Raw genomic sequence first — 17649 nt, forward strand, 5'->3', positions numbered from 1 at the left:
CGGTCGGCTCAGGACTTCCTTGAGGAGATGGGCCGTGAGGAGGGCGAATGTCTCATACGGGACCTCGGCCGGGCAATCGAATTCCCGGCCCCTCTGCCGTGGCCACCCTCACCGGGGCTGACCAGCAGATCCGATGATCGTCAACTACCGGTGTGGCAGGGCCTGTTGGCTCCGGGAAACCCTTGATCTAACCTGGTAGCCGCCTGAGGGGGAGACGAATGAGCGGAAGCGTCGAGCACACCCGGGAAAGCAAACGGCCGGAGCCCGCCGGTAAGGGGGAGCGGGTCGCCGACTGGGCGGACGGCCGCCTCGGCATCAACACGCTGGCCAAGAGCCAGATGCGCAAGATCTTTCCCGACCACTGGTCCTTCATGTTCGGGGAGATCTGCCTCTACAGCTTCCTCATCCTGATCCTCACCGGGGTCTGGCTGACGCTGTTCTTCGAGCCGAGCGGCGCCGAGGTCGTCTACGACGGCGTCTACACCCCGCTCAAGGGCATCCAGATGACCCGGGCGTTCGAGTCCACGGTCGAGATCAGCATGGAGGTGCGCGGCGGTCTGCTGATCCGGCAGATCCACCACTGGGCCGCGATCGTCTTCGTCGCCGCCATGCTCGTGCACATGATGCGGGTGTTCTTCACCGGCGCCTTCCGCAAGCCGCGTGAGGTCAACTGGCTGTTCGGCTGGACGCTGCTGTTCCTCGGAATCATCACCGGCCTCACCGGATACTCGCTCCCGGACGACCTGCTCTCGGGCACCGGCATCCGCTTCGCACAGGGCGCGATCCTGTCCGTCCCGGTGGTGGGGACGTATCTCTCCTTCTTCCTCTTCGGCGGAGAGTTCCCGGGCGACGCCATCATTCCGCGGCTCTTCAGCGTCCATGTCCTGCTGCTGCCGGGGATCATGCTGGGGCTCGTCGTCGCCCACCTGATCCTGGTCTTCTACCACAAGCACACCCAGTTCGCCGGGCCGGGAAAGACCGAGAAGAACGTGGTCGGGGCGCCGTTCATGCCCATCTACATCGCCAAGGCGGGCGGCTTCTTCTTCCTCGTCTTCGGCGTCCTGGCGTTCATGGGCGCGGTCGCCACCATCAACCCCGTGTGGGTGATCGGGCCCTACCGCCCGGACCTGGTCTCCACGGGCGCTCAACCCGACTGGTATCTGGGCTTCTCCGAAGGCCTGATCCGGGTGATGCCCAGCTGGGAGATCAACGCGTGGGGGCACACGCTCGAACTGGGCGTCTTCATCCCCTTCTCGCTCTTCCCGCTCATCCTGATGGCCATCGCCGTCTATCCGTTCATCGAGGCCTGGGTCACCGGCGACAAACGCGAGCACCACATCGCGGACCGGCCGCGCAACGCCCCGGTGCGCACCGGGCTCGGCGTGGCGTGGCTCACGCTGTTCGCCGTACTGATGGTCGGCGGCGGCAACGACATCTGGGCCACGCACTTCCATCTCTCCATCAACGCGATCACCTGGTTCGTGCGGATCGCCTGCTTCGCCGGTCCGGTCCTCGCCTTCTACGTGACCCATCGATGGTGCATGGGGCTCCAGCTCCGTGACCGAGAGAAGGCGCTGCACGGCCGGGAGAGCGGCACGATCAAACGCCTGCCCCACGGTGAGTTTGTGGAGGTCCATGTGCCGCTCACACAGGGGGAGTTGTACAAGCTGACCGCACACGAGCAGCCCAAGCCGTACGAGATCGGTCCGGCCGTCGACGAGCACGGCGTCGCACGCAAGGTCACCCGGGGCGAGCGGATGCGGGCGCGCCTGGGGCGGGCCATGTACGGTCCGTCGGCGCAGGTGCCCAAGGCGACGCCCGAGGAGTATCTGGAGATCCAGCAGGGCGGCGGGGACGGACACCACTGAGGAGCGGGCGGCAGGGCCACCGAATGCGTCGATCAGCCTCACGGAGAGACCCAAGTGCCCGAGAAAGACCCGAAGTTGTACGCCATCAGCGATCTGCACGTCGCGTACGACGACAACCGGAAGTTCCTCGAGTCCCTGCGCCCGGAGACCGACGAGGACTGGCTGATCGTCGCGGGTGACACCGCCGAGCGCATGGCCGACGTCGAATGGGCGCTGCGCACCCTCAGCGGCCGTTTCGCCAAGGTGGTGTGGACACCGGGCAACCACGAACTGTGGACGCCACGCGACGACCCGAACCAGCTGCGCGGCGAGGCCCGTTACCGCTATCTCGTGGACCTGTGCCGCTCCTTGGGCGCCGCGACCCCCGAGGACCCCTACCCGGTGTGGCGCGGCGACGGCGGCCCCGTCACCGTGGCGCCGCTGTTCCTGCTCTACGACTACACGTTCCGCCCCGAAGGAACGCACACGAAGCGGGACGCTCTGAAGGCGGCGTACGCGGCGGGCGTCGTCTGCACCGACGAGGTGCTCCTGCACCCCGACCCATACCCGGGCCGCGACGACTGGTGCCGCGCCCGCGTGGCGTTCACCGAGGAGATGCTCGCCCGGCGGACGCCCGGCCTCCGCACGGTCCTGATCAACCACTGGCCGCTGGTGCGCGACCCCACCCGGATCCTGCACTACCCCGAGTTCGCCCTGTGGTGCGGCACCGAACTGACCGCCGACTGGCACGTGAAGTACGAGGCGACGGCCGTCGTCTACGGCCACCTGCACATCCCCCGCACCACCTGGCACGACGGAGTCCGCTTCCAGGAGGTATCGGTCGGCTACCCCCGCGAGTGGCGCCGGGACCGCCACCCCGCCCCACGCCTGCGCCAGATCCTGCCGGAGCCGCGGGAAGCCGGATAGTCAGCCCGCGGCTCGCAGCGCGCGGTCAGGGGCGGGGCTCGCGTACGGGGCTCGTAGCCAGTCCGGGCGTACGGCCGCCATGCCGAGTCCCGAGGGGGCAGGCAGCGGGCCGTGCGACAGGTCCTCCTCGCGGTAGCGGCGGCAGTCGCGGTGCCAGGTGTAGATGCCCGCCATCCAGTTCTCCAGCTCGCGCACATAGCCGTCGAGGATGTCCCGCGTCTCCTGCGGCAGGGCGAAGTCGTCGTACATGACGGGGAGTTCGTGGGTCGCGACGTGCTGGAACTGGCTCAGCCGGGACTTCATCAGGTCGTCGATGATGCCGAGCGCCGTCGGGTAGTCGCAGCCGAAGAAGTTCTGGACGACGAGGATGCCGTTGTGGATCTCGCCCTCGTACTCGATCTCCTTCTGGTATGAGAAGACGTCGTTCATCAGGGCCGAGTAGTCGACGGCCGCGTTCTCCAGGCTCTGCATCGGGCCGCTCCGGTAGATCTCCGGCGGGACCTGCGGGCCGTTGCCCAGACGGCACAGGGTCGTCGTGAGCGGGGCCCCGAAGGTGAGGCGGCGCATCTCGATGTAGTCGACGGGGTCGGGGATACGGTTCTGCGCCTGGTTCTCCAGCTCCCAGAGCCAGCTGGCCGTCATGACCTCGACGGCGGTGCGCAGCGTGCGGCGCGCCTCCTCGTCCATCGGGGCCGCGGTGCGTCGCCACAGGTCCGCGAGGCCCCGCTCCATCGCGGACGTCGGCGCCGGCATGTCGGCGAAGTCCAGCGGCATGAAGAGCGAGAGCCGCTCGTTGCAGAGCTTGGCGCCCGCCAGGTCGCGGGGCCTGCCGAAGACCACGGGGAAGTAGTCGTCCCCGTACGTCCCCCAGGTCAGCCACTGCGAGCCCAGATCCAGAGCTTCGAGGTCCGCGTCCGGGTGGAGTCCCGCGGCGCAGAGCGGGAAGTCGTAGCCGTACAGCTTGCGCGCGTCCCAGATGTCCGAACTCGGCACTCCGGCCTGGGGCCCGAGCATGCCCATCCGGTCCGCCCACTCCACGGCGCGGGGCCGCGCCGCCTCCAGATGGGGCGAGAGCCGGGTCTCGTACGGCAGGTTGAAGTCGGGCAGCCGGGAGGGGCCCACCCGCTGGAAGGGCACGTGGGTGTAGCCGCGCAGCCGCTCCGCACCCGTGGCGGCGATCAGTGCCTTGATCCCGGCGGCCGATGTGCCGGGCCCTGTGGGGCCGTCGAGCGGCGAGGGCGTGGCGCCGCCCTTGTTCATGTAGCGGCTTGACACCATGTGCCACTCCTGCCCGCCGGACTGCCAGTCCTGGAGTCCCTTGGTGTACGCGAGGACGTCCGCGCACTCCTTCGGGGGCAGCCCGGTCTCCGCGAACAGCGGGGCGAGTTCGGTCAGCGCCGTGTTCTCGAACTGCTGCATCCGCGAGGTCAGGAGGTCGTTCACGGCGTCCGCGGCCTCCTGCGTGGTGCAGCCGAGGAACTTCTCAAGTACCAGCACACCGTTGGAGAGTTCACCCTCGTCCTCGATCTCCCGCTGGTACGAGAAGAGGTCGTTGCGCAGGTGGACGGCGTCGGAGAACGTCTCCTTGAGGACGCGCAGCGGCCTGGAACCGGCGACGGCCGGAGGAACCTCCGCGCCCGTCGCGTACTCGATGAGCCCCGCCGACCAGGGCGCGCCGCCCACCTTGCGGCGCATCTCGATGTACTCGACGGGGTTGGCGATCCGGCCCTCGTTGATGTTCGAGAGCTCCCAGAGGGATTCGTTGAGCAGATTCTCCGTGCTCTCGGCGAACCGTGCCCGCCAGTCACGCGACATGTACGGCACCGTCCGCGCCCACAGGTCCGCGAGACCCGCCTCGACCGGATTCGTCGGCTTCGGCACGGGCGTGGACAGGTCCATCGGCATGAAGGCGGGCAACCGGTCCAGATAGGCCTTGCCGCCCTCGCGGTCCTGGGTCCGCTTGAACAGTTCGAGGAAGTGGTCGTCGAAGAAGAACACCCACACATACCAGTCGGTGATCAGGGACAACGCGCGGCCGTCACAGTCGGGATGGGTGTACGCGCACAGCAGTGCGTAGTCGTGGGCGTCCAGGTCGCGCTGCTCCCAGACGCCCGAACCCTCCAGCATCCCCATGCCACGTGCCCACTTCCTCGAGTGCTCCCTCGCCTCTTCCACATGGGGGTTGAGGCGGGCGGGATGCACCATGTAGAAGCTGGGCAGTTCAAAGGGCTGCGACATGCGGCGTACTCCTCGCGACGGCGGCTTACGGGCAGCGGAGCACTACCCCAGCGGGGCGTGACCGATGCGGCGAGCGCCGGAGGGTCACACCATTGCGTGACCCACGGAGTTCAAACCCTCAACGGAGCCACTCGATGCGCGTGGTGGCCGGCTCGCCCCGGGTGCCGTCCGGGGCCACCGGTGTGAGGGTCAGTTCCGTGGTCGCCTCGCCCTCGCCCCGGCGCAGCGACTTCACGTAGTACACCTCGTCGTAGATCCGCCCCAGCCACTCCTGCCCGCGGTGCACGTCGTAGTACCAGACCTGCCCGGGGTCCGCGAGATGCCAGGAGAGGAACACCTCGGCGGTCCCGCCGTCGACGTACGCGGCGTCGATCCGGAAGCCACGGGGGCGCTCCGGCGGGGGCAATGGGCGTTGTCGCAGGGCGAGTTCACCGAGGCGCAGGGGAGAGGCGGCGCGCACCGCGAGCGCCGCGATCGTACGCCCCCGGAACTCGGCGAGCGAGCGGGCCGCGGTGTGCCATCCGGCTCCGGAACCCGTTGCGCCGACCTGCCGCCAGGCGAAGGTGCCCGGATCGTCGGCGAAGAGCAGCCCCACCTCCGGCGCGCTCCCCGAGAAGGTGACCGAGAGCGTCTCCTCGCCCGTGCGCACCGCCAGCTCCGTCTTGTAGAGGCGGACCGTGGTGCCGCCCGGAACACGCAGGCAGGAGCCGCCGTCGTAGGCCCGTGTGTAGTCGAAGTCGGGCGTCTCCCGGCCCGCGGAACCCTCCGGCCCCTCCGACCAGAACTGCCACGTGGGCAGCACGTCCTGGATCGACGCGTTGTACCAGTCCGCGTCGCTCGCGCGGCGCCCCGCCAGGAAGAAGCCACGACCGTGCCCGGTGTTGAAGCGGGTGACGAAGGGGAAAGCGCCGATCACCGAACGCTCGGTGATGTGGTGGGCCACGCCGTCCCACTTGTGGGGGTTGGCGGGGTCCGGCGCGCCGGGCTCATGAAGCTGGGTGCGGCCGGTCCGCGTGGGGTCACCCGCGGGACCCGACCAGTACTGCCGCTCGCGCTCGAAAGCGGGGCCCTGGTCCTGAGGATCCTCGTGCCCGGGATGCAGCTCCCAGACGAAGTGCGAGCCGAAGAGGGCCCAACTGGTCCTCGCGGGAGCCGAATCGGGGAAGATCAGCCGTGGGTCGTACTCCGGATCGAATCCGAACTGCTCGTTCTCCGTGCCGTGGAAGACCGCCTCGTACGGATCGCGGCCAAGGCGCAGGGCCGTGGCCCGGGAAGTCTCCACCCCCGCCTCGGTCATCCAGTAGTTGGCGAAGAAGCTGTCGGCGGCGGACTCCAGCCAGGGGGCGTTCTCGTCGTTCAGGTGGTTGAGGTAGTCGAGGCCGCCGTCCGGCCTGATCGTGTCGTACCACTGGAGATGGAAGCCCTCGGGAGCCCGGGAGCGGAGATACGTGAGCAGCTCGCGCAGCCGCTTCGCCTCGTCGGGCGGGGTCTCGGCCTCATGATTGATGAAGTAGCCGTCGAATCCAAAGTATTCGGCCATCTCGATCAATTTGTCCGCCACCGGGTACGAACCGTCCGCATGCCGTTCGAGATACGGGGCGAAATCGCCCGGCCGCGGCCAGAACCAGCAGCCGAGACTTCTGACGCCATTGCGGTGGGCGGCGTCCGTGTAGGCGGGGTTGGGCGGATTGATCAGGCCGTGCACGATGCGGTCGGGTTCGGCGGTGGGGGATCCGTCGACCGGCAGGCCGTGCCAGGAGCCGTAGAAGTCCGAGTACTGCCAGAAGCGGAGCAGGCGGCGGGCGAAGGCGTCGTCGTACTTGCGGGCGGTGAAGAAGGCGCCGTCGTAGTCGTTGCAGAGGTTCATCACCTGGGCGCCCATGGGGAGTTGAGGGCGGGCCTGAGTGGCGGGGAACGGTGCGATACGCGCGGCGAGCGGCACGCGTGAGCGGAAGTACCTCGCCCAGCGGTCGGTCTGCGGACTCCAGTGCTTCAGCGCCTCGGCGTCGTACCCGTGCATGAAGGGCTGATGGCCGGGCGCGGAGGCCTGATGGCCCCGTGCGAAGGGCGGGCGGCCCGCTGCCGGGCTCACCGCGGGGCCAGTGGTGTCGGGCTCATCCGGGTGAGAGTGAAGCAGAAACAAGCCTCCGTCAATACCCGTAACAGCCCCGGAATTTGGATTCCCACGCCCCCTTGTCCCCGGCACCTTTAGCGCTTTAGCCTGCTCGCCCTCAAGCGCTTTAGCTCGGCAGTCGCACCGGGCGGTCGGCGCTCAGCCGTCCGCGCTCAGCGGCAACCACGCGAGGGGAGGTCACGCATGCGCCGCACCCCGGCCCGACGCCCCACCATCAAGGACATCGCCCTGCGGGCCGGTGTCTCGGAGAGCGCGGTCTCCTTCGCGCTCAACGGCCGGCCCGGAGTCTCCGAGAGCACCCGCGGCCGCGTCCGCCGGGTCGCCGAAGACCTCGGCTGGCAGCCGAGCGCCGCCGCTCGCGCCCTCTCCGGCGAGGGGTCGGGCACGGTCGGTCTCGTCCTCGCGCGCCCCGCGAAGACCCTGGGCGTCGAGTCGTTCTTCCTCCAGCTGGTCTCCGGCATCCAGGAGGTGCTCTCGCGCCGCAACCTCGGCCTGCTCTTCCAGGTCGTCGAGGACATCGACGCGGAGTGCGCGGTCTACCGCCGCTGGTGGGCCGAGCACCGCGTCGACGGCATGCTCGTCGTCGACCCGCGCGGGTCGGACCCACGCCTCGCGCTCCTCGACGAACTCGGGCTCCCCGCCGTCGTAGTGGGCACGCTGCCGGACCCGCACACCGACCACCCCGGCATCTCCAACCTCTGGGCCGACGACGCCCTCGCCATGGCCTCCATCGTCGACCACCTGTACGACCTGGGCCACCGCCGCATCGCGCACATCGCGGGCCTGCCCGACCTCACCCACACCCGGCGGCGCATCGACTCCCTGCGGGCGGAGGCCGGGCGCCGCGGGCTGCGGCACGTGGACTCTCTCACCACGGACTACTCCGACACCCAGGGCGCCGAGGCCACCCGGCAGGTCCTGGCGTGGGACCCGCGTCCCACGGCGATCGTCTACGACAACGACGTCCTGGCCGTCGCGGGCCTCGGTGTCGCCGCCGAGCGCGGCATGGCCGTACCGGCCGACCTGGCCATCGTCGCCTGGGACGACTCCGTCCTCACCCGCTCCACCCACCCCGCGCTCACCGCCCTCGTCCGCGACACCGCCGTCTACGGCGGGCACGCCGCCGAGCAGCTGATCGCCCTCCTCGACGGCGGCCCCGCCGTCCGCGTCAAGGACGAACTCCCGCACCTGGAGGCGCGCGGCAGCACCGCAGCCCGCGCCGCCCCCTGACCCGCCCCGCGCACCCGTACTGTCCCCGCCCGCCCGACAACGTTGCCAACCGGAGGTATCAAAGCCATGAAGTGGACCAGACTGGGCGTCACGGGCGCGGCCGCTCTCGCGCTCGCCGTCACCGCGGCAGGCTGTTCGGCGACCCCCGCCGGCCCCGGCGGCAGCGGCTCGGACTCCCTGACCGTGAACATGGGCTTCTCCGGCAACACCATTCCCCGCAACTTCAACCCCTTCTCCCTCAAGGCGAGTCAGGGCACCTTCGGCTTCCAGTACGAGCCGCTGTTCGCCTTCAACACCCTCCAGGGCGGCAAGTTCGTGCCCTGGCTCGCCACCAAGTACGCCTGGTCCGACGGCGGCAAGAAGATCACCATCGATCTCGACAAGCGCGCCAACTGGAGCGACGGCACGAAACTGACTGCCAAGGACGTCGTCTTCGCCCTGGAGTACGTCACGAAGCAGGACCTCCCCGTGGAGTGGAAGTTCGAGTACGAGAAGGCCAAGGCGACGGACGACCACACCGTCGAGATCACCTTCGACACCCCCGGCTACGCCCGGCTGCGCAGCATCGGCTCCATCCGCCCCGTGCCGGAGAAGGTCTGGAAGGGCAAGAACGGCAAGACCTTCACCAACCCGGAACCGGTCGCCAGCGGCCCCTACACGCTGAAGCGGTACGCCGCCCAGCAGCTCACCTTCGAGGCCAGGGACGACTACTGGAAGCAGAAGGTCCCGGTGAAGACCCTCAAGGCGCCGGTGGTCGCCTCGTCGTCCGAGATAGGCAAGCTCCTCAGCGGTGAGGTCGAGTGGAGCGGCGGAGCCGTCCCCGACGTCAAGAAGTCGTACGTCGACAAGGACCCGAAGAACCACCACGCCTGGTACCCCACCTACGGCGGCACCTACATGTTCTTCAACCACAAGAAGGCGCCCTTCAAGGACGTCCACGTCCGCAAGGGAATCTCGCTCGCCGTCAACCGCTCCGAGCTCGCCGACGTCGGCAACCCGGGCATGTTCGAGCCGCTCAACCTCACCGGGCTCGACGCCAAGACGCAGGGCAAGTGGATCGACGCAAAGTATCAGGACGCCGCGCAGCCCAAGCCCGAACTCGCCGCGGCCGGGGCGGAGTTCGCCAAGGCCGGATACAAGAAGAAGGACGGAAAGCTCGTCGGCAAGGACGGCAAGCAGCTCAGCTTCAAGATCCTTGAGGTGACCGAGTTCGCCGACGCCATCCAGCGGGACAAGGTCCTCGCCCAGCAGCTGAAGCAGGCCGGCATCAAGGTCGAGGTCGAGCCCATGGCCAGCGCCCAGCTGGACACGGCGCGCCAGGAGGCCAAGTTCGACGTCCTGGTCGGCGGCGCCGTCTTCTACAACACGCCGTACAACTTCTACAAGGACATGCTGCACAGCGAGAACGGCGGCATCTGGACCAACTACGGCCACTACAAGAGCGCCAAGGCCGACGGCATCCTCAAGGAGATGGAGCGCGCCGGCGACGACGCCACCATCAAGAAGCTCTCCGCGAAGCTGGAGAAGCTGATGATCGACGAGGTGCCCGCGGCCCCGCTCATCACGAACGGCGCCTCCACCCAGTACAACAGCAAGAACTGGACCGGCTGGCCGGACGAGAAGAACCCCTACGCCATCCCCGCGCCCTGGGCGGGCCCCACCGACATGGTGCAGACGATCCTGTCGCTGCGCCCGGTGAAGGCGGGCTAGGTGACCGGCACCGCAGCCGTGATCGCGGCCGATGAACGCGTCAAGGACCGGCCGGGCCGCCGCGTCCGGCTCGGCGCAGCCCGCTACTTCGTGCAGCGGCTCGGCTTCTACCTCGCCGCCGCCTGGATCGCCGTCACGCTCAACTTCCTGCTGCCCCGCCTTATGCCAGGCGACCCGGCCTCCGCGCTCATCGCGCAGATGCAGGGCCGCTCGGCGCTCAGCGGAGAACAGATCGCCAGCATCTACCGGCTCTTCGGCGACCCGGGCGAGCCCCTCTGGAGCCAGTACGTCACCTACCTCGGGCAGGTGGCGCACCTCGACTTCGGCCTCTCCGTGGCGTTCTTCCCGACACCGGTGTGGGAGGTCATCAGCGCCGGGCTGCCGTGGACGATAGGGCTCGTCGGCATCACCGCCGTCCTGTCATTCGTGATCGGCACCGCGGGCGGCATCATGGCGGGCGGTCGCGCGGGCTCGCGTACCGACTCGGTGGCCACGCCCGGGGCGATGTTCCTCAACGCCCTTCCCACCTTCTGGATCGCCCTGCTCTTCGTCCTCGTCTTCGGCTTCCAGCTGGCGTGGCTGCCGACCGGCGGCGCGTACGACGGGGATCTGACCCCGGGCTTCTCGGCCGCTTTCATCGGCAGTGTCATCAGCCATGCCGCGCTGCCCGCGCTCACCATCGCCCTGGGCTGGTCGGCCACGTGGTTCATCGGCATGCGGAACATGATGATCACGACGGTCTCCGAGGACTACGTCCTCCTCGCCCGCGCCAAGGGCCTGGGCAGGACCCGCGTGATGTTCCGGTACGCGGCCCGCAACGCGATCCTGCCGAGCGTCGCGGGCTTCGCCATCAACATCGGCAACGTGGTCGGCGGCCAGCTCCTGGTGGAGGCCGTCTTCGCGTACCCGGGCGTCGGCTATCTGCTCTACCAGTCCGTGGCCAGCGTCGACTATCCGCTGATGCAGGCCCTGTTCCTGATGGTCTCGCTGTCGGTGCTCGCCGCGAACTTCCTCGCCGACTCCGTGTACGGCCTGATCGACCCACGCGCAAGGGAGGGCCGCGCATGAGGCTCAAGGTGGCACCTCGGCTGAACGTGGCACCTCGGCTGCCGGAGAACCGCAAGGTGCGGGCCGGGATCGCGATCCTGGTGCTCTTCGCGCTGTTCGCGCTGGCCGGGCCCTTCCTCGTGGAGGACGTCTTCGGGCTCTCCGCCACCGCCATCCACACCGCCGACGGCATGCAACCCCCTTCCGGTGAGCACCTGTTGGGTACGACCGCGACCGGCGAGGACGTCCTTGCCCAGCTCGTCGTGGGGAGCCGCGTCTCGCTGCTCGTGGGCCTGGTCGCCGCCGTCATCTCGACCACCCTGTCGGTGCTCGTCGGCGTCGCGGGCGGCTATCTGGGCGGAACGGCGGACGCGCTGCTCACCGCGGGCACGAACGTCGCCCTGGTCATCCCCAGCCTGCCGCTGCTCATCATCGTCGCGAGTTACGTCAAGGGGCGCGGTGGCTGGCTCACCGTGGCCCTCATCATCGGCCTGACGTCCTGGCCGTGGGGCGCACGAGGCAAACGCGCGCAGACCCTTTCGCTGCGACGGCGGGACTTCGTGACGGCCGCGGAGATGACCGGCGAGAGCCGCTGGTGGATCATCACCCGTGAGCTGATCCCCAGCATGGCTCCGCTGATCTCGGCGAGCTTCCTGTCCGCCGTGGTCCTGTCGATGTTCGCCGACGCCGGGCTCTCCTTCATCGGCCTCGGCAACATCAACCTCACCAGCTGGGGCTCGATGCTCTACTGGGCGCAGAACGCGTCGGCCCTCGCACGCGGCGCCTGGTGGTGGTTCATCCCGCCCGGCGCCTGCATCGCCCTCGTCGGGATCGCCGCGGGACTCATCAACTTCGGCATCGACGAGATCGCCAACCCCCGCCTGCGCAAACCGAGTCGGGCCGTACGCCGCCGGGCAGCCGCCGCGGCGCTGCGCACCCCCGAGGAGGCACGATGAACGGCAGCCACGACGTGCTCCTGTCCGCGCGCGGCCTGCGCGTCGACTACTTCGACCAGGCGGAGCCGGTCCACGCCGTACGCGACGTCGACCTCACCCTCTACCACGGGGAGACCCTCGGGATCGTGGGCGAGAGCGGCTGCGGCAAGTCCACCCTGGTGACGGCCCTGACCCGCCTTGAGCGTCCGCCGGCTGTGACGACGGGCGGCACGGTCGACTTCCACGGCGCCGAAGGAACGGTCGACCTGCTGCGGCTCACCGAACGCGAACTGCGCGCCCTGCGCTGGGAACGCATCGCGATCGTCTTCCAGAGCGCCATGAACGCCCTCAACCCCGTGCACCGGCTCGGCGCGCAGTTCGCCGACGTCCTGCGCCTGCACCGCGGCCTGTCGCGGGCGGACGCGTGGCGGCGGGCGGGGGAGCTGCTCGGCATGGTCGGCATCCCCGCCGACCGGGTGCGCGCCTATCCGCACGAGCTGTCCGGCGGGATGCGGCAGCGCGCGACGATCGCCCTCGCCCTCGCCTGCGAACCGGACCTCGTGGTGATGGACGAGCCGACGACCGCCGTGGACGTGGTGATGCAGCGGCAGATCTTGCGCCAAGTGGCGCGACTGAAGCGCGAACTGGGCTTCTCGGTCATCTTCATCACCCACGACCTGTCTCTCCTCATCGAGATCGCCGACCGGATCGCCGTCATGTACGCGGGCCGCGTCGTCGAGACCGGACGGGCGCGGCAGCTGTACGCAGACCCGCGGCACCCCTACACGGCCGCCCTGCGCAGCGCCTTCCCGCCGCTGCACGGACCGCGCCGAGAGATCACCGGCATCCCCGGCTCGCCGCCGGGCCTGCGGCATCCTCCGTCGGGCTGCCCGTTCCACCCGCGCTGCCCCAAGCGGTTCGACCCCTGTGACGCGGAAGTCCCCGTGCTGCTCGCGGGGGAGGGCGGCGAGGTCGCCTGCCATCTGCACGACGAGCGCCACGAGCGGCGGCACGAGCCGAGGAGCACCAATGTCCCTGGGTGAACCAGTACTTGAGGCCCGCGAGGTCACGAAACGCTTCCCGCTGCACGGCCCGGGGCAGCACGGCAAGGTCGTACGAGCCGTCGAGCCCACCACCCTCGCACTCCACCCGGGCCGCATCACCGCCCTCGTCGGCGAGAGCGGCAGCGGAAAGTCGACCCTTGCCCGGCTCCTCGCCCTCGGCTATCCGCCCAGCGAGGGCGAGATCCGCCTCGACGGCGCACCCGTGACGGCGGCGCGCTCGGCCAAGGCCAAGCGTGCCTACTACCGCCAGGTGCAGATGGTGTTCCAGGATCCCTTCTCCTCGCTCAGCCCCGTCCACCGGCTGCGCTACATCCTCGGCCGTCCGCTGCGACTGCACGGCCACGCCCGGGGCAGGGCGGAGGTGGAGAAGGCCGTCGTCGACCTCCTGGAGCGGGTCAATCTCACCCCCGCCGACCAGTTCATCGACAAGTTCCCGCACGAACTGTCGGGCGGACAGCGCCAGCGCGTCGCCATCGCCCGCGCGCTCGCCGCCCGCCCCAAGGTGCTGCTCGGTGACGAACTCGTGTCGATGCTCGACGTCTCCATCCGCCTCGACATCCTCAACCTCCTCGGCAGGCTCCGCGACGACGAGGGCCTGGCGATCCTCTACATCACCCACGACATCGCGAGCGCACGCTACTTCGCCGACGAGATCAAGGTGCTCTACGCGGGCCAGCTCGTCGAGTCGGGTCCGGGCGACGCGATCGTCGAGAACCCCCGACACCCCTACACCCGGCTCCTGTTGGAGTCCGCGCCCGACCCGGACCGGGGCGGACTCCTCGACGCACCGGAGGTCCTCGACGACGAGGAGACGCTCGGTGAGCCGCCGAGCCTCGTCGACCCACCGGCCGGCTGCCGGTTCCATCCGCGCTGCCCGATCGCCAGACCGGTGTGCGCCACGGCCTTTCCGCCGCGCACGCACTTCGATGACGGGCAGTGGGCCCACTGCTGGAGCTATGACGAGGAGAATTTCAAGTGAAGGAGAACTGCCAGTGATTCAGCCGTGGTTCACGGACGCCAAGCTCGGCATCTTCCTCCACTGGGGCATCTACAGCGTGGACGGAGTGGCCGAGTCCTGGTCCTTCTTCCACGATCAGGTGCCCTACGACCGCTACATGGCGCAGCTCGACGGCTTCACCGCCTCCGCCTACGACCCCGATGCCTGGGCCGATCTCTTCGTCCGCGCGGGCGCCCGCTACGCCGTGCTCACCGCGAAGCACCACGACGGGGTCGCCCTCTGGGACACCGCGGCGAACGACCTGTCCGTCGTCAAACGCACCCCCGCGGGCCGCGACCTCATCACCCCGTACGTCGCCGCCCTGCGCGCCCGGGGCATCAAAGTCGGCCTGTACTACTCGCACTTGGACTGGTCCCACCCCGACTACGCCACCGTGCGCCCCGGCGGGCAGGACCCGGCCGAGCGCGGCAACCGCTACTCGATGCCTCCCGTCGGCGAGGAGTCCGAGGAGAGGTGGGCGGACTTCCTCGCCTTCCACCGCGTACAGGTGCGCGAACTGCTTGAGCGCTTCGAGCCGGACCTGCTGTGGTTCGACGGCGAGTGGGAGCGCAGCCCCGAGCAGTGGCGGATGGCGGAACTCGCCGACGAGATCCGGGCGCTGTCCCCGGGCACCGTCGTCAACGGCCGCCTCACCGGACACGGCGACTACGCAACGCCCGAGCAGGGCGTACCGATCGAACCGCCCGGCCAGTCATGGGAGTTGTGCCTCACCGTCAACGACTCCTGGGGCTATCAGCCGCAGGACACCCGCCACAAGTCACCGCGTCAGCTCGTCCGCATCTTCGTCGAGGCCGTCGGAGGCGGCGGCAATCTCCTCCTCGACGTCGGCCCGAAGGAGGACGGCACGCTGCTCCCCGAACAGACCGAGCGCCTCGAAGCGCTGGGGGAGTGGACGCGCCGACACGCCGACGCGGTCTACGGGACGGTGCGGGGTCTTCCGCACGGCCACTTCTACGGCCCTTCGACCCTCTCCGCCGACCGCCGCACCCTGTACGTGTTCCTCTTCGACCGGCCCAACGAGTACGTGGTGCTCCGGGGCGTGCGGAACGGAGTGACGTCCGCCCGGGTGCTCGGCACGGACACCGCCGTCCGGCACGAGCGGGTCGGCGGCCTCGGCGACGTACCCGGCTGGGAGTACGTCCATCTCACCGACGACCAGCTCGATCCGCTGTGCACGGTCATCGCCCTGGAACTCGACGGCGAACTCGACCTGTACCGCGCGCACACGCGTGACTGAGCGCTCCGCCGGATACGCGGTTCATTCACCGCGGGCCGGTGGGGGCTGATCGCGCAGTTCCCCGCGCCCCTACGGGCGCGCCCCCTGACCCCACCCGCACCCCCATCCCGAAGTTCGGAGGCCCTATGCCCCGCACCACACGCAATCTCAGACCCCGGACGGCGCTTCTCGCGCTCGCCGTCCTGGCGATCCCCCTCGCACCATCCGCGGCCGCCGCGCCTTCCGCTGCCCAGGAGGAAGCCGTGACCGGCCGGCTCCCCGTCGTGTCGCCCACCCCGCAGCACATGGCCCGTGCGGGCGACGACGTGCCGCTCGCACGCCGTGCCGAACTCGTCGTCGGCGACGCCGCCGGGGAAACCGACGAGGTGGCCCAGCGCCGCGTCACCGAGACGCTGCGCGCCCACGGGGTGCGCGACATCGACGTACGCGCCAATGCGTCGGGCCGTGCCCCGCTGACCGTGCTGCTCGGCCCGGCGACCCGGCCCGACATAGCGAAGGCGCTCGGCGGCACGAAGGTGCCCGCGCAGGCGGAGGGCTACGCCCTGCGGGCGGAGCACCGCACCGTTGCGCTGGGCGGCAAGGACGCGACCGGACAGTTCTACGCGGCGCAGACCCTCGGCCAGCTCATCTCCAAGGGCCGGATAGCCGGTGCCGAGGTCTCCGACTTCCCGTCCATGCCGCTGCGCGGAAGCATCGAAGGGTTCTACGGACCGCCCTGGACCGAGGCCGAACGCCTCGACCAGATGGACTTCCTGGGCGACACCAAGGCCAACACCTACGTCTACGCACCCAAGGACGACCCCTACCACCGGGAGAAGTGGCGCGAGCCGTACCCGGCGGACAAGCTCACCGAGCTCGGCAAGCTGATCGACCGCGCGAGCGCCAACCACGTGCGCTTCACGTTCGCGGTCTCGCCGGGCGGCTCCATCTGCTATTCGGACCCGGCTGACGTCAAGGCGCTGACGGCGAAGCTCCAGGCGATGTACGACCTCGGGGTGCGGTCCTTCTCCGTCCCGCTGGACGACATCAGCTACACCAAGTGGAACTGCGAGGGCGACAAGGCCAAGTTCGGCGAGCCCGGCCGTGGACCGGCGGCGAAGGCGCAGGTAGGGCTCCTCAACACCATCCAGCGGGACTTCATCGCGCGGCACGAGGACGCCAACCCGCTGCAGATGGTGCCCACGGAGTATGGGGACCTCACCGACACCGCGTACAAACAGACGATGCGCGCCGAGCTCGACGGCGCCGTGGAGGTGATGTGGACGGGCACGGACGTGGTCCCGCCGGAGATCACCAACTCCCAGGCGGAGAAGGCCGCGGAGCTCTTCGGGCGGAAGGTGTTCGTCTGGGACAACTACCCGGTGAACGACTTCGCACGCACGGCGGGGCGGCTGCTGCTCGCGCCCTACGACAAGCGCGAGCCCGGTCTGTCCGGTCACCTGAGCGGCATCGTGTCCAACCCGATGAACCAGGAGGGCGCCAGCAAGCTCGCCGTCTTCACCATGAACGACTTCTCCTGGAACGACCGCGGGTACGAGCGGGCGCGGTCGGGGCGCCAGGCGGCGCTGTACCTCGCCGGAGGCGATGGACGGGTCGCCGACGCGGTGCAGACGTTCGTGGACCTCAACCACGCGGCGCCCACCTTCGGTGAGTCGAACTGGCAGCCGCAGTCCCCGGTCCTCGGCCCGAAGCTGGACGCGTTCTGGAAGCGGTACGAGAGTGACCCCGCCGGGGCGGTACGGGCGCTGCGGCCCACGGCCAGGGAGATCGAGAAGGTCCCCGCGGTGCTGCGTGCCGGGGTGCCGGATGCGCTGTTCCTCCATGACGCGAAGCAGTGGCTGGACGCGACGGAGCTGTGGGGCGGCGCCCTGCGACACGGGCTCTCGGCGCTCTCCTGCGCCCAGGATGGGGACTCCGGCTCGGCGGCGCGGGAGCGGGCCTCGATGGAGTCGCTCGTGAAGCGGGCCCGCGCGATCACGGTTGACCCGGCTGAGCACCATCAGCTGGGGCCGGTGAAGATCGCCGACCCGTACCTGGATCAGTTCGTCAAGGGGGTCCAGGACAGGGTCTAGCCCAGACCTAGCCCGCCGCTTCGCGGCGGATCTCTCCCACCCACCCACCCGTTTACCCCGCAGTGCAGGGGTGAGGGGGTGGGTGGGCGTGCGTGGTCCCGGTGCCGGTGGGCCGGTCGTCCCGTCGTCCCCGTTGTGGGCAGGCGTTCCGCACGGCGGAACGGGTGGGCACAACGCCTGCGCTGCGGGG

Annotated in this window: 12 protein-coding genes; 10 read left to right on the top strand and 2 right to left on the bottom strand. The window is 69.6% G+C overall.

Going from position 1 to position 17649, the window contains the following annotated elements; genetic code table 11:
- The first annotated feature begins 218 nt into the window (after window positions 1-218).
- Window positions 219-1868, top strand: coding sequence for a cytochrome bc1 complex cytochrome b subunit (gene qcrB / locus E5671_RS37545; protein WP_160508498.1), 1650 nt, complete (start codon window positions 219-221; stop codon window positions 1866-1868).
- A gap of 54 nt (window positions 1869-1922) precedes the next feature.
- Window positions 1923-2774 (top strand): metallophosphoesterase, encoded by an 852-nt coding sequence (locus E5671_RS37550; RefSeq protein WP_160508500.1) that lies wholly within the window; start codon window positions 1923-1925, stop codon window positions 2772-2774.
- Here the strand turns inward: E5671_RS37550 and E5671_RS37555 are convergent, their stop codons facing one another.
- Both E5671_RS37555 and E5671_RS37560 read right to left on the bottom strand, forming a co-directional pair.
- Window positions 2775-5012 carry a terpene synthase family protein gene (locus E5671_RS37555; RefSeq protein ID WP_160508502.1) on the bottom strand — a complete coding sequence of 746 codons (2238 nt, stop codon included), beginning with the start codon at window positions 5010-5012 and terminating at the stop codon, window positions 2775-2777.
- A 118-nt stretch (window positions 5013-5130) separates the two neighbouring features.
- Window positions 5131-7032 (bottom strand): endo-beta-N-acetylglucosaminidase, encoded by a 1902-nt coding sequence (locus tag E5671_RS37560; RefSeq protein ID WP_160508504.1) that lies wholly within the window; start codon window positions 7030-7032, stop codon window positions 5131-5133.
- 297 nt (window positions 7033-7329) lie between these two features.
- On the opposite strand from E5671_RS37560, the gene E5671_RS37565 reads away from it, so the two are divergent.
- The 8 genes from E5671_RS37565 to E5671_RS37600 all read left to right on the top strand — a co-directional run bounded on the left by E5671_RS37565 (window position 7330) and on the right by E5671_RS37600 (window position 17459).
- Window positions 7330-8376 carry a LacI family DNA-binding transcriptional regulator gene (locus E5671_RS37565; protein ID WP_160508506.1) on the top strand — a complete coding sequence of 349 codons (1047 nt, stop codon included), beginning with the start codon at window positions 7330-7332 and terminating at the stop codon, window positions 8374-8376.
- Between the two features lie 66 nt (window positions 8377-8442).
- Window positions 8443-10086 carry an ABC transporter substrate-binding protein gene (locus E5671_RS37570; protein WP_160508508.1) on the top strand — a complete coding sequence of 548 codons (1644 nt, stop codon included), beginning with the start codon at window positions 8443-8445 and terminating at the stop codon, window positions 10084-10086.
- A 21-nt stretch (window positions 10087-10107) separates the two neighbouring features.
- Entirely contained in the window at window positions 10108-11154 is a 1047-nt protein-coding gene (locus tag E5671_RS37575; RefSeq protein WP_443032809.1) for an ABC transporter permease, read from the top strand.
- Window positions 11151-12089 carry an ABC transporter permease gene (locus E5671_RS37580; protein ID WP_160508510.1) on the top strand — a complete coding sequence of 313 codons (939 nt, stop codon included), beginning with the start codon at window positions 11151-11153 and terminating at the stop codon, window positions 12087-12089. The genes E5671_RS37575 and E5671_RS37580 overlap by 4 nt, the downstream gene beginning before the upstream one ends.
- Window positions 12086-13111: an ABC transporter ATP-binding protein gene (locus E5671_RS37585; RefSeq protein WP_160508512.1), complete on the top strand. Its 1026-nt coding sequence runs from the start codon at window positions 12086-12088 to the stop codon at window positions 13109-13111. Before E5671_RS37580 ends, E5671_RS37585 begins: the two co-directional genes overlap by 4 nt.
- A complete protein-coding gene (locus E5671_RS37590; RefSeq protein ID WP_160508514.1) occupies window positions 13098-14111 on the top strand; it encodes an ABC transporter ATP-binding protein in 1014 nt (337 codons plus the stop codon). Before E5671_RS37585 ends, E5671_RS37590 begins: the two co-directional genes overlap by 14 nt.
- Window positions 14089-15387 carry an alpha-L-fucosidase gene (locus tag E5671_RS37595; RefSeq protein WP_160508515.1) on the top strand — a complete coding sequence of 433 codons (1299 nt, stop codon included), beginning with the start codon at window positions 14089-14091 and terminating at the stop codon, window positions 15385-15387. Before E5671_RS37590 ends, E5671_RS37595 begins: the two co-directional genes overlap by 23 nt.
- 125 nt (window positions 15388-15512) lie before the next feature.
- Window positions 15513-17459 carry a beta-N-acetylhexosaminidase family protein gene (locus tag E5671_RS37600; protein WP_160508517.1) on the top strand — a complete coding sequence of 649 codons (1947 nt, stop codon included), beginning with the start codon at window positions 15513-15515 and terminating at the stop codon, window positions 17457-17459.
- The last annotated feature ends 190 nt before the right edge of the window (window positions 17460-17649 follow it).

The sequence above is a fragment of the Streptomyces sp. BA2 genome, from assembly GCF_009769735.1.
Lineage (GTDB): Bacteria > Actinomycetota > Actinomycetes > Streptomycetales > Streptomycetaceae > Streptomyces.

Bases quoted from the DNA above. Each gene is read 5' to 3' on its own strand.
- E5671_RS37600 (WP_160508517.1), top strand. From the start codon at position 15,513: ATGCCCCGCACCACACGCAATCTCAGACCCCGGACGGCGCTTCTCGCG.
- E5671_RS37565 (WP_160508506.1), top strand. From the start codon at position 7,330: ATGCGCCGCACCCCGGCCCGACGCCCCACCATCAAGGACATCGCCCTG.
- E5671_RS37580 (WP_160508510.1), top strand. From the start codon at position 11,151: ATGAGGCTCAAGGTGGCACCTCGGCTGAACGTGGCACCTCGGCTGCCG.
- E5671_RS37555 (WP_160508502.1), bottom strand. From the start codon at position 5,012: ATGTCGCAGCCCTTTGAACTGCCCAGCTTCTACATGGTGCATCCCGCC.
- qcrB (WP_160508498.1), top strand. From the start codon at position 219: ATGAGCGGAAGCGTCGAGCACACCCGGGAAAGCAAACGGCCGGAGCCC.
- E5671_RS37595 (WP_160508515.1), top strand. From the start codon at position 14,089: ATGACGAGGAGAATTTCAAGTGAAGGAGAACTGCCAGTGATTCAGCCG.
- E5671_RS37570 (WP_160508508.1), top strand. From the start codon at position 8,443: ATGAAGTGGACCAGACTGGGCGTCACGGGCGCGGCCGCTCTCGCGCTC.
- E5671_RS37585 (WP_160508512.1), top strand. From the start codon at position 12,086: ATGAACGGCAGCCACGACGTGCTCCTGTCCGCGCGCGGCCTGCGCGTC.
- E5671_RS37590 (WP_160508514.1), top strand. From the start codon at position 13,098: ATGTCCCTGGGTGAACCAGTACTTGAGGCCCGCGAGGTCACGAAACGC.
- E5671_RS37560 (WP_160508504.1), bottom strand. From the start codon at position 7,032: ATGCACGGGTACGACGCCGAGGCGCTGAAGCACTGGAGTCCGCAGACC.